At 71.2% G+C, this 12340-nt stretch carries 11 protein-coding genes; all 11 read right to left on the reverse strand.

Features of this window, described 5'->3' with window-relative positions; genetic code table 11:
• Positions 1-159: 1-deoxy-D-xylulose-5-phosphate synthase N-terminal domain-containing protein (locus IEY86_RS24920; RefSeq protein WP_189134081.1), on the reverse strand; the 159-nt coding region annotated here is incomplete at its 3' end.
• 31 nt (positions 160-190) lie between these two features.
• Positions 191-1219, reverse strand: coding sequence for an adenosyl-hopene transferase HpnH (gene hpnH / locus IEY86_RS24925; protein ID WP_189134183.1), 1029 nt, complete (start codon positions 1217-1219; stop codon positions 191-193).
• Between the two features lie 5 nt (positions 1220-1224).
• On the reverse strand, positions 1225-1950 hold the full coding sequence (locus tag IEY86_RS24930) for a 5'-methylthioadenosine/S-adenosylhomocysteine nucleosidase family protein (protein ID WP_189134082.1): 726 nt from the start codon (positions 1948-1950) through the stop codon (positions 1225-1227).
• Positions 1947-4097, reverse strand: coding sequence for a squalene--hopene cyclase (gene shc, locus IEY86_RS24935; RefSeq protein ID WP_229698730.1), 2151 nt, complete (start codon positions 4095-4097; stop codon positions 1947-1949). The genes IEY86_RS24930 and shc overlap by 4 nt, the downstream gene beginning before the upstream one ends.
• Positions 4098-4256: 159 nt before the next feature.
• On the reverse strand, positions 4257-5264 hold the full coding sequence (locus IEY86_RS24940; RefSeq protein ID WP_189134185.1) for a polyprenyl synthetase family protein: 1008 nt from the start codon (positions 5262-5264) through the stop codon (positions 4257-4259).
• An 89-nt stretch (positions 5265-5353) separates the two neighbouring features.
• Complete coding sequence (gene hpnE, locus IEY86_RS24945; protein WP_189134083.1) at positions 5354-6880, reverse strand: hydroxysqualene dehydroxylase HpnE; 1527 nt, start codon at positions 6878-6880, stop codon at positions 5354-5356.
• Positions 6877-7845: a presqualene diphosphate synthase HpnD gene (gene hpnD, locus IEY86_RS24950; protein ID WP_189134084.1), complete on the reverse strand. Its 969-nt coding sequence runs from the start codon at positions 7843-7845 to the stop codon at positions 6877-6879. The genes hpnE and hpnD overlap by 4 nt, the downstream gene beginning before the upstream one ends.
• The gene (gene hpnC, locus IEY86_RS24955) at positions 7842-8696 is read right to left on the reverse strand and encodes a squalene synthase HpnC (protein WP_189134186.1); all 855 of its coding nucleotides are present in this window, start codon (positions 8694-8696) and stop codon (positions 7842-7844) included. Before hpnC ends, hpnD begins: the two co-directional genes overlap by 4 nt.
• A gap of 944 nt (positions 8697-9640) precedes the next feature.
• On the reverse strand, positions 9641-10441 hold the full coding sequence (locus tag IEY86_RS24960; protein ID WP_189134085.1) for an ABC transporter ATP-binding protein: 801 nt from the start codon (positions 10439-10441) through the stop codon (positions 9641-9643).
• Positions 10434-11363, reverse strand: coding sequence for an ABC transporter permease (locus tag IEY86_RS24965; protein ID WP_189134086.1), 930 nt, complete (start codon positions 11361-11363; stop codon positions 10434-10436). Before IEY86_RS24965 ends, IEY86_RS24960 begins: the two co-directional genes overlap by 8 nt.
• 78 nt (positions 11364-11441) lie before the next feature.
• A complete protein-coding gene (locus IEY86_RS24970; protein ID WP_189134187.1) occupies positions 11442-12314 on the reverse strand; it encodes a glycosyltransferase family 2 protein in 873 nt (290 codons plus the stop codon).
• Positions 12315-12340: the final 26 nt, after the last annotated feature.

The following is a 12340-nucleotide window of genomic DNA, read 5'->3' on the forward strand; positions in this document are numbered from 1 at the left end:
CGTCAGCTCCACCACGCCCAGATTCGGCCCCAGGTGACCACCCGTCCGCGACACCGCCTCGACCAGGAACACCCGGATCTCCCCGGCGAGCCGGCCGAGCTGATCGGGCGGCATCGCCTTCAGGTCGTTGGGACTGTGAATGTTCTCCAGCAGTGTCACGATCCACCCCCTGTCCGGCCGCGTTCGGCGGTCACTTGCCGCGCTTGCTCGCAACGGTCTCCCGAGCCGCACGCAGCGACTCCTTCAGCGACGCGGTGGTCGCCAGTACCGCGGTGGGTTCGTACCCGCAGTGCGCCATGCAGTTGTCGCAGCGCGGGTCCCTGCCGCGGCCGTACTTGTCCCAGTCGGTGTCCTCCACCAGCTCGCGGTAGGTCGGCACATAGCCGTCCGCCATGAGGTAGCAGGGGCGCTGCCAGCCGAAGAGGGAGTAGTTGGGAATCCCCCACGCGGTGCAGGGGAAGTCCACCTTGCCCTCGAGGAAGTCGAGGAAGAGGGGGCTGTGGTTGAGCCGCCACTTCTTCCGGTTGCCTCCCGCGAAGGCCTTGCGGAACAGCTCCCGCGTCTGCTCGACACCGAGGAAGTGCTCCTGATCGGGCGCCTTCTCGTAGGCATAGGCGGGCGAGATCATCATCTCGTCGACCTCGAGGTCGTCATTGAGGTAGTCGAGCACGTCAATGATCGTCTGCGGGGTGTCGGTGTTGAAGAAGGTGGAGTTGGTGGTCACCCGGAAGCCGCGCCGCTTGGCCTCCTTGATGGCCTCGACGGCCTCGTCGAAGACGCCCTCCTTGGCCACCGACTCGTCGTGCCGCTCGCGCAGGCCGTCGATGTGGACGGTGAAGGCGAAGTAGGGCGAGGGTGTGAACAGATCCAGCTTCTTGCGCATCAGAAGGGCGTTGGTGCACAGGAAGACATACTTCTTGCGCCCCACCAACTGCCGTGCGATCTCGTCGATCTGGGGATGCATCAGGGGCTCCCCGCCGGCGATGGAGACCATGGGGGCGCCCGACTCCAGGACCGCGCCGACCGCCTGGGCCACCGGCATCCGCTGCTTGAGCACTCCCGCGGGGTGCTGGATCTTCCCGCAGCCCTCGCACTTGAGGTTGCAGGCGTACAGCGGCTCGAGCTCCACGATGAGGGGGAACTTGTCGCGGCGCCGGAGCGTTTTCTGCTCGAAGAGATAGCTCGCGACGCGGATGGTCTGACGCAGCGGCATGGCCATCTGGCTCATCTCCAGAAAAGTAGGGCCCCTGCTGCCCGTGGCCGGGCGACGAGGGAAGGTGATGCTTGGGTCGGGGCCGGTGCGGTACCGGCGAGCGAGCGGTGCCAGTCGATAAATGCCGGAACGACGGAACGCAGCGTGCGGAACGCGGTGACGCCCGTACGGAGCGTGCCGGGGCGGAGAAGTTCATACTCAGGGGTGTCCACCACGACGCGAACGGCGGCAGCCGTCCGGTCCCCTGCCGCGAGCGCGGCTCGCAGGGTGGCCGAGGACTCCATGTCCACGGCGATCGCCCCGCGGGAGTACAGCTCGGCCCGCTCCCGGCCCCGCACCACATGGTCGGCGGAGGCCATCGGGCCGGTGTGGACCGAGAAACCATGATCCCGCAGTGCGCTGGAGAGCCGCTCGGATTCCGGGCAGGCCACAGCGGCGTCACCGTCCGCCCCACCGGCCTCGCGCACCTCGCTCGCAACAACGACATCACCGGGACGCATTCCCGGAACCAGCCCCGCGCAAAAGCCGGTGGCCAGGACCGCGGCGCCGCCATGGCCGCCGAAGGCGCCCATGGCCGCCCGCACCGCCGCTTCGGCCGCCCGGGGGCCCATGCCCGTGCGCAGGACCGCCACAGGCGCCGCGGCACCCCGCAGATCCGCGCCGCGCAGTGCCCGGCGCTCGATGCCCAGCGCGCAGACCAGCAACAGCGGCGGGCGGCTCGGCGAGGATGCGGTCATCGTGCTCCCCTCACGGCGCCTTCCGGGCGGCTGCCCGATCGTGTTCCTGCCCGCGGGGCGTCGGCCGCCTGGTGCGGCGGGGTCAGCCGGAGGGGCGTGCGCTGCGCCTGGAGGTAGCGGCCCAGCGCGGTGATCGGGAAGACGATCCGGTACAGGTGGTAGTTGATCGAGAAGTCCCAGGGGAAGCCGGTGCCGGTGAACTGGGGCTCGTCCCAGCTGCCGTCCTCACGCTGGGTCTCGGCGAGCCGGCGCACTCCCCGCTCGACCGCCGGTCCGCTCTCGCCCGCCGACAGCAGCGCCATGAGCGCCCAGGCGGTCTGGGAGGCGGTGGAGGTGCCGCGGCCGGCCCAGGACGGGTCGCGGTAGGAGCGCAGGTCCTCGCCCCAGCCGCCGTCGTCGTTCTGATGGCGCTCCAGCCAGCGCACGGCCCGCCGGACCGCCGGATGCGACAGCGGCACCCCCGCGGCGACCAGAGCGGGCACCACGGAGCCGGTGCCGTAGATGTAGTTGACGCCCCAGCGGCCGAACCACGAGCCGTCCGGCTCCTGCTCGGCGAGCAGCCAGTCGACACCGCGCCGGGCGCTGGGCTCGCCGGTCCTGCCGACGGCGGCCAGCATCTCCACGACGTGCGCGGTGACATCGGCGGACGGCGGGTCGATGACCTCGCCGAAGTCGCAGAACGGCAGCCGGTCGGGGAACCTGCTGGTGTTGTCGACGTCGAACGCGCCCCAGGCCCCGTTCTTCGACTGCATTCCCAGATTCCACTCGACGGCCCGGTCGATGGCGGCCGCCACCCGCTCCGGCTGGGGGTGCTCCACCCGGTCCAGCGCGAGGACGACCTCGGCGGTGTCGTCGATGTCGGGGTAGTTGACGTTGTGGAACTCGAACGCCCACCCTCCCGACGGCAGCCGGGGCCGCCGCACCGCCCAGTCGCCGCGGTGGTCGATCTGCTCGGCGAGCATCCAGTCGGCGGCCTTGACCAGCGCCGGGTGGTCCGGGGGCAGCCCCGCGTCGGCCAGCGCGATCGTGGCGAGGCAGGTGTCCCACACCGGGGACTGGCAGGCCTCCAGCCACCGCATCCCGTCGGGGGTGTTGACGGTGAAGTCGTCGAACGACCGCAGGCCCTTGACGATGACCGGATGGTCGAGCGGATAGCCCAGCAGGTGGAGCGCGATCAGCGAGTACACCGCCGGGGGCTGGATGCCGCCCCAGCAGCCGTCGGCCTCCTGCCGCTCCAGGATCCACTTCTCGGCCGTCCGCATGGCCGCCTCGCGCAGCCGACGCGGAGCCACCTTGTGGTAGGCGTGCAGGGCGCGGTCCAGGCGCTGGAAGACGCCCTCCCAGGTGGCCAAGGAGGCCCTACGCCGTCGCGGGTTGGGGTTGTCCGGGTCGGTGTGCAGCTCGTCCAGCCGGAACGGCGCCGGGCGCACGGGCCGGTGGGCGGAGACGATGGTCAGCGGCACTATGGTCTGCCGGGCCCAGCAGCCGAACGAGTAGATGTTCAGCGGCACCCATGGGGGCAGGTGGATCAGCTCGGGGGGCAGCTCGGGGAGGTCGTCCCACTTCCACCAGCCGAACAGCGCCAGCCAGATCCGCGTGAACACTCGGGCGGAAGCGATTCCGCCCTGCTCGCGCACCCATTTGGCAGCCGAGGCCATGTGCGGGTCGTCGGGCGAGTCACCGGCCAGGCGCAGCGCCACATACGCCTCGACGGTGGTGGACAGCTCGGAGGGCCCGCCGTGGAACGTGGCCCAGGTCCCGTCCTCCAGTTGCCGCGAGCGGATCCACCGCGCGGTGGCCCGGGTCTGCTCCTGCGTCCTGATCCCGAGGAACTGGCGCAGCAGGAGGTCTTCGGCGTCCATGGTGACGTTTGTCTCCAGGTTGCCTTTCCACCACCCGTCCGGATGCTGCCTCGAAAGCAGGTAGGCTGTTGCTCGATCGGTCGTACGGGTCGCCAACTCGACTGTGTCCAGGGGCGTTTGGCGGTTCAGTAGGAGCTGGTCGTTCAGTGGTGACGGGTCGCTCGGCGGCGGCTCGTCGTTCGACAGCGGCCGGTGGTTGAGTGGTCGGCCCCCGTCGGAGCCCGCGCCGCCGGTGTCCGTGCCGTCCGCGCCGTCGCCGGGCCGTCCGTCTGTCGTGGCTGTCATCGCTCCCCCTGGCAGGTCTCTGGTCGCGTCTGGCCTCGACTGCCGTTGCCGGGAGTCTCGACTCGCCGCTCATGATCGTTTCTGCAATGGGTGAGGCGGCCAAGGGCCGTCGTCATTAACCTCCGGCCGGTGGCTGATGCCTGTGGGTCGTGCACGTGATCACCTCTCACGTACCACGACGAAGTCGGCCAGCGCGACCAGGTTTTCGCGAACGCGCTCCGGCATCGAGACCTTGTCGAGAGCGGCGAGAGCCAACGTGTGCTGCCGCCTTGCCTCCTCGGAGGTCCAGGAACGGCCGCCCGCCTCCTCGATGAGGGCGGCCCTGGCCGCGAACTCCCGCTCGTCGAAGTCGTCCGCCCCGCGGGTGAGTGAGGCGACCGCCTTGGCGTCCTCCGCCAGGAGTTCGGCGAGCCGGTCCGAGGCGGGACCGCCGGCGGCGAGCGCGGCCACCACCGGCAGGGACTTCTTGCGTTGGCGCAGGTCGCTCCAGGTCTGCTTGCCCGTGGCCGCGGGGTCGCCCCAGATGCCGAGCAGGTCGTCGACGGCCTGGAAGGCCAGACCGAGGCGGTAGCCGTACTCCTCGAGCGCGTCGGCCGTCTCGTCGTCCGCCCCGCCGAGGACGGCGCCGATGGAGACCGCGCAGGCGAGCAGGGCGCCGGTCTTGTTGCCCTCCATCTCCAGGCACTCCTCGACCGTGACCCGGTCCCGGTGCTCGTAGGAGATGTCCTGGGCCTGGCCGTCGATGAGCTTGCGGCTGGCCACGGTGAGCCTGCGGGCGGCGCGGGCTCCTTCGGCGGTGCCGGACTCGAGGAGGATTTCGAAGGCCAGTGCGAACAGTGCGTCACCCACGAGGATGGCCTGCGCGGGTCCGTGGACCTTCCACACCGTGTCCCGGTGCCGCCGCTGCTCGTCACCGTCCATCAGGTCGTCGTGGAGCAGGGAGAAGTTGTGCACGAGCTCCACCGCGACCGCGCCGGGGACGCCGACCTCGGGCGAGGCGCCCGTGACCTCGGCGGACAGCAGGGCCAGCGCCGGACGCACCGCCTTGCCGCCGTCGCCGTGCGCCGGCTTGCCGTCGGCGTCGATCCAGCCGAAGTGGTAGGCGGCGACGGTGTCCATGGGCGCGGCCAGCCGGTCGACCGCGGCCCGCAGCACCGGCGTGGCCATGGTCCGGCCCCGCTCCAGCACCGCCGCGACGTCCAACTCCTGTTTGGCCGGACTCACCTTGGTTTCTCCCTCTACTCGCTGCGCAGTACTCACGCTGCCCCACCTTCACTGATATGTCCTGTTGGGCGGCCGAGTCCGGTGAGCGCCTCGCGGGCGGCGTGCAGGCCGCTGCGCACGGCGCCCTCCATGGTCGCGGGCCAGCCGGTGTCGGTCCACGCACCGGCCAGGTAGAAGCCCGGCGTGCGGGTGCGCGCTCCCGGCCGCAGCCTTCCCACGCCCGGTTCGGGGGCGAACGTGGCCGTCCGCTCCCTGGTGACGAAGAAGTCCTCGACCTTCGCGTCGCGCGCGGCGGGCAGGACCCTCTCCAGTTCTGGGAGATATCGGGCACGCAGGTCCGCCGTCGGCGTGTCGATCTCGTCCTGGGCGGCCGACTGCGACAGCGCCAGGTACTGCCCGCCGCCGGTCAGCCCCGAGGAGTGCGTGCGGTCGAAGACCCACTGGACCGGGGTGCCGAGCGCAGCGAAGAACGGCCGGCGCAGCACCCTGCGGTCGTAGACCACGTGGACGTTGAGGATCGGCGCGCTGCGGATCTCCAGCAGCTTGCCGGGCTCCTCGAGGGCGCCCTTGGGCACCAGCGGGTGGGCCTGTTCCTGGGGCACGGCCAGCACGACGGCGTCGGCGGGCAGCCGCCGCACGTCGGAGGGCCCGGCCTCGACGGTGACCGTGAAGCCGTCCGTCTCGTCGGCGATCCCACTGGCGCGGGAGCGCAGCATGACCGATACTCCCGCGCGGTCCAGGGCCGCCCGTGCGGTGGTGTCGTGCAGCTCGCCCAGCGGGGCGTTGGCCCAGCCGATGTCGGCCGCTCCCGGCTCGGAGAGCAGACCGGTCCTGAAGACCATGGCGGCCAGGCCCAACGAGGCATGCTCGGCGCGCGCGTTGAGCGTGGCCACGCCGACGAGGTCCCACAGTGCCTCGATGGTGCGCGGGGACTGCCCGTGCTCGCGCAGCCAGCTCGCGAAGTCCCGCCCGTCGAGAGCCGGATCGGCGGGGTCGAGCCCGCGCAGGGCCAGTGCCGCCCGGCCGACCGACACCCGCTCGGCCGCCGACAGGTGCGGGTAGCGGATGAGGCTGGCGGCCAGGTGCAGCGGGACGGGCAGCGCGGACCTGCGCAGCCGCCCGAAGCGCATCCCCTCGGTGCCGGCGCCGGTCGGGGCGCCGACGACGGTCGGGGTGCCGGCGCCGGTCGGGGCGCCGACGACGGTCGGGGTGCCGGCGACGTCCAGCACGGGCACGTCAAGACGTTCCTGCAGGGTGACCAGGCCGCTCCCGCCGATGCGGTCGACGAACTGCCGGTACGCGGTGCAGCAGCGCAGGAAGACATGCTGGCCGTTGTCGACCCACAGGTCACCGCGCCGGAACGAGAAGGCCAGTCCGCCGAGGCGTGGCCGGGCCTCCACGAGGGTCACCTCGACGCCCGCGTCGGCGAGCTCGAGGGCCGCCGCGATCCCGGCCAGCCCCCCGCCCACGACCACTGCGGCCGCCCTCTCAGGGCGGCCGTGGGCACGTGGATCGCGCTCGGTCGTCGAGCCGGGAGTCTCCCGTCGTCCGGAGGTCATGGGCGCTCCCGGGCCGCGGCGGCCCGCGCCACCTGGCGGGTGTGCAGGCCGGAAAGGCCGCGCAGGGCGACGAAGGCCTTCTCCCGCCCAGCGAGGGAGACACGCCCGCGCAGCACGGCGGAGGGGTCCTGGGCGATCCGGCCGAGCAGGCGGTAGTAGATCCCGGCCATGGCGGAGACGCAGGCGCCGCTGCGGCGGTCGAGCATCGGCAGCAGGCGCAGTCCCTCCTGGAACAGCTCCTCGGCCCGTCTCGCCTCGAATCGGACCAGGCCGTCGAAATCGGACCCCTGGGGCGGGGCGGCCGAGCCGAACCCGTCCTGGCAGCCGAACTTGGCCAGGTCGTCCGAGGGCAGGTATGTGCGGCCGTTGCCCGCGTCCTCGCGCAAGTCCCGGAGGATGTTGGTCAGTTGGAGGGCGAGGCCCAGGGTGTCGGCGATCTCGGGGGCGCGCTCGGCGCCGCGGGCGCCGGGGACCGTGCCGAAGACACCGAGGGACAGCCGTCCGATGGACCCGGCGACGCACCGGCAGTAGACCTTGAGGTCGTCCCAGGTCTCGTACTCCTCGCCGCGCACGTCCATCCGCACACCGTCGATCAGCTCGTCCAGTCCCCCGAGGGGGATCGGGAAGCGGGTCGAGGCGTCGGAGAGGGCCACGGCGACCGGATCGGTGTCGTCCTCGCCGATCCCGCCCTCGCGGACGCGCCGGAGCACATCGCGGGTCTCCTCCAGGCGGCGCGCTTTGGTGGCGTCGTCCAGCGGTCCGTCACCGATGTCGTCGACCCGCCGGGCGAACGCATAGATCGCCGACATGGCCTGGCGCTTGGCCGTGGGAAGGAGCTTGATCCCGTAGGCGAAGTTGCGGGCCTGCTGCCCCGTGACCACCTCGCAGTACTGGTATGCCGCGAGGACCGGCAAGGACGCCTGCGGCCCGTTCGAAGGTTGGGAGGCCTCCACTGGCCGGTTCACCTCTCTCTTCGCAATGTCGCCGCCATCTCGCGCAGGACGCCGTACTTCGAGGCCTTCGGCGGCCCGGAGAGCACGTCGTGGCCCACCGCCGCAATCGCGCCGAGAGCGGCACGGCCGCCCGCCACGAAGCCCGCCAGCAGCAGCCTCAGCCTCCCGTGCACGCTACCCACGAGAGAGCTGCCCTCATTCAACAGATCACCGGCGCGTTCCGCCTCGAACGCCACTAGCGCCCGGACCGCGGCGTTCGCGGTGGGACCGGCGAGGTCGGCCTCGGTCACGCCGAAGCGCTCCATGTCCTCGGCGGGCAGGTAGATCCGGTCCTGCCGCAGGTCTTCCGCCACGTCCTGGAGGTGTTCGACGATCTGGAGGGCGGTGCAGACGGCGTCGGAGCGGCGGACGCGCTCGGGACTCGTGACGCCCGAAATGCCCAGAACGAGATGGCCGACAGGATTGGCGGACAGCTCGCAGTAGTCGAGGAGTTCTCCATAGGTGCGGTAGCGGCGCACGATCTGGTCCTGCCGGTTGGCCTCGATCAGCTCGAGGAACGGCTCCGGGCCGAGCCGGTGCCGCTCCACCGTGGGCCGCAGGGCCTTCAGCAGCGGATGGCCGGGGTCTCCGTCGAAGACACGCAGCAGGTCCTTCTCGAACGCGTCGAGCACGGCGGTGCGGTCGTCGGTCGGGCCGTCGAGACCGAGCCAGATCGCGTCGTCCCGGCCGGGGGGAAGGTCGCCGTCCCCGATGTCGTCGACGAGCCTCGCGTAGCCGTACACGGCCATCAGATCACCGCGGACGGCGCGCGGCAGGAAGAAGGGGGCCACCGGGAAGTTCTCCCTGGCGGCCTTGTCGAGCACCGTCCGCGACTGCTCCGCCGCCGCGCCGGTCGACGGGGCGTCCGGCTCCGCGCGGTCGTCCTCCACGGTCACCGCGGGCGGCCAGGCAGGCAGGCGAGGACCCCGCCCCCGCACCGGACCGGTCCACCGGCTCCAGTGGGAATGCTGGAGATGGGCCGTGTTGCCATTGCCGTCACACCCCCCGTTCTACACCGTTGATCATGGCCAGTAGGGTGCGGACACGCCGCACCGCGGCGTCACGGCCGGGGGTCGAACCGCCTCGTTCTGCGGGGCTCCGGGCCGAAACGTCCGGCATGCGCCGGATAGGTACTCGTACAGCTTACGGCGGACGGGCTCCCCGCGTGCGCCGGGGCGCGCTTCGACTGCAAGTCCGTTACACAGGACGTGATTCGAGGTCAGGCGCCGCGCAGCCCGGCGACGCCGCGAGCTCTCCCGCCTGCCCGGCGTACTGCGCGTGGACGCCTCCTCCGGAACCTGGGCCAAGGACCGCACCCAGCCTCCCGGGCCGCGAAACGCCGCGCCGGCCGCCCCGACACCCAGCGCCCGACCGTCGTCACCACCCTCGAACAGAAGTCGGACGCGACCCAGGACCCCGTGCGGGCGGTACGGGCGGTACGGCCCCCGGCCGGGACCAGCACCCTCGTCGGCGGCACGGACGCCCGGCTGGACAGCAGCACCGCCATGGAGGTGTCCATCGGCTGCCGGGTGACGCCGAGCAGGGACGACAGATCGCCGTGGCGGTGCGCGCAGTGCTGGTCCCGGCGGCGATGCGCCTGCTGGGGCGGGCCGCCTGGTACGCGCCGCAGCCGCCGCGGCGGCTGCGCGGAAAGGTCGCCCTCAGCGAGGCGCAGACCGAGACGGCGATGCCCCCGCCGACGGATCGGCGGGGGCATCGCACGGCATTTCCGAGGTCTCCTCGGAGCGGGGGTCTGTTCGGAGCGGGGCTACTTCTTCGACTCGGCCTCGTACGCCTTGATCACTTCGTCGGTCGGGCCGTCCATGACCAGGACGCCCTTCTCCAGCCACAGCACCCGGTCGCAGGTGTCCCTGATCGACTTGTTGTTGTGGCTGACGAGGAAGACCGTGCCCGCCTCCTTGCGCAGCTCCCGGATCCGCTCCTCCGAGCGCTTCTGGAACTGCCGGTCACCGGTCGCCAGCGCCTCGTCGATCATCAGCACGTCGTGGCTCTTGGCCGCCGCGATCGAGAACCGGAGCCGCGCGGCCATACCGGAGGAGTAGGTGCGCATCGGCAGGGAGATGAAGTCGCCCTTGTCGTTGATCCCGGAGAAGTCGACGATCTCCTGGTACCGCTCGCGGATCTGCTCGGGGCTCATGCCCATCGCCAGACCGCCCAGGATCACATTGCGCTCACCGGTCAGGTCGTTCATCAGCGCCGCGTTGACGCCGAGCAGGGACGGCTGGCCCTCGGTGTAGACCTTGCCCTTCTCCGGCGGCAGCAGGCCCGCGATGGCGCGCAGCATCGTCGACTTGCCGGAGCCGTTCGACCCGATCAGGCCGATCGCCTCGCCCCGGTAGGCGATGAAGCTGACCCCGCGCACCGCGTGGACCTCGCGCACGTTGGGCGAGCCCTGCCGCTTGACCAGGCGGCTCAGCGCGGCGGTGGCATTGCCCTTGCCGCTGCCCGCACCGTGCACCCGGTAGACGATGTGCAGGTCGTCCACGATGACCGTGGGGACCCTCTCACCCTCCTGCTGCGCCGACTTGGCGCTCTTGTCGTCAGCCACGGCCGTACTGCTCCTCAGCCTTCCAGAAGTACACGAAGCCACCGACACCGGCGAGCAGCGCCCAGCCGACGGCCAGCGCCCAGACGTGCGGGGGCAGTTGCGAGGCGGTGAAGGTGTCGATGAGGGCGAACCGCATCAGGTCGATGTAGACCGCTGCCGGGTTCAGCTGGAGCAGCACCCTGACGAAGTCCGGTGCGCCGGAGAGCTTGTCGCTCATGCTGTACATGACCCCGGACATGTACATCCAGGTGCGCAGTATGAACGGCATCAGCTGCGCCAGGTCCGTCATATTGCTGCCGAGCCGGGCGAAGACCATCGCCAGCCCGGCGTTGAAGATCGACTGCAGGAGCAGAGCCGGCACCGCCAGCAGCCAGGACCACGTCGGCACCTGGCCGAAGCCCAGCACGATGGCCAGCAGCACCCCCATGGAGATCAGCAGCTGCTGGAGCTGCATGAGGGTGACCGCGATGGGCAGGCTCGCCCTCGGGAAGTGCAGGGCCCGCACCAGTCCGAGGTTGCCGGAGATCGCCCGGACCCCGCTGAGTACCGAGGACTGGGTGAAGGTGAAGATGAAGACACCCGTCACCAGGAACGGGATGAAGTTCGGCACATTCTTGCTGGTGTTCAGCAGCAGGCCGAAGATCAGGTAGTACACGGCCGCGTTCAGCAGCGGCGTCATCACCTGCCACAGCTGCCCGAGCCGCGCCTTGGTGAACTGGGCGCTGACCTTGGCGGTCGAGTAGGCGGTGATGAAGTGCCTGCGCTGCCACAACTGCCCGACATACGCGATCAGGCCCGGCCGGGCACCGCTGACCGCCAGACCGTACTTCTCCGCCAGCTCGGCCGGGGAAAGCCCCCGGTCCGGCGACTTCACGGGCGGGGCGCTCAGGGCGACCGCACCGTCGTGCGCTGTCTCGCTCACAGTTGACACTTTCATCCTCAAGGGGCGAGCCCGGGGATCGGTCCCGGGACTCGCTCGATGCTCTCAGGTCCGAGCTTCTCAGATGACAGGAGGTCGGCCCAGCCGGGTCAGTCGCCACACGGTACGCCACCTCATCGGGCGGCGCTCTCCGCACGGCGTCGTCCAGCCTTCCCGGAATCCGCCGAACCACGCCCGAAGCGCCGCCCTCGACGGCTTGCGCAGCAGAGTCAGCAGGATCCAGGTGCCCAGATACGCGGGGACGAGCAGCCAGGGCAGGTTGCGGCGGGCCAGCCAGACCCGGTTGCGCGCGACCATCCGGTGGTACACCGCATGCCGGCTCGGCGCGGTCGCCGGGTGGAAGAGGACCAGGTCGGAGCGGTAGTCGATCGCCCAGCCCCCGTCCAGGGCCCGCCACGCCAGATCGGTCTCCTCATGGGCGTAGAAGAAGTCCCCCGGCAGGCCGCCGACCTGCTCGAACACGGTGCTGCGCACCGCGTTCGCCCCACCGAGGAAGGTGGTCACCCGCGAGGAGCGCATCGGGTCGGAGGCACGCAGCCGGGGGACGTGGCGGCGCTGGGTGGTGCCGGTCTGCGGGTCGGCGATCCGGAAGCTGATGATGCCCAGGTCCGGATCGGCGGTGAAAGCCTCACGGACCTTGCGGGCGGTGTCGGTGCCGGGCAGCAGGCCGTCGTCGTCGAGGAAGAGGATCGCGTCGACGTCGCCGCCGCCCGGGCCGAAGGCCTCTATGCCGACATTGCGCCCGGCCGGGATGCCGAGGTTCTCGTCCAGCTCGATGCCGCGTACGCCCGAAGGGAGCTCGGGCAGCGGGGCGCCGTTGCCGACCACGACGATCTCGATGGGGGCGCCCTCCTGGGCGGCCACCGAGTCCAGCAGGGCGCGCAGCTCCTTGGGGCGGTTGCCCATGGTGAGCACGACGGCACCCAGCGTCATGGTGTCGGCCGGGGCGGCGGCGCGGA

This window comes from Wenjunlia tyrosinilytica (assembly GCF_014646055.1).
Classification (GTDB): domain Bacteria; phylum Actinomycetota; class Actinomycetes; order Streptomycetales; family Streptomycetaceae; genus Wenjunlia; species Wenjunlia tyrosinilytica.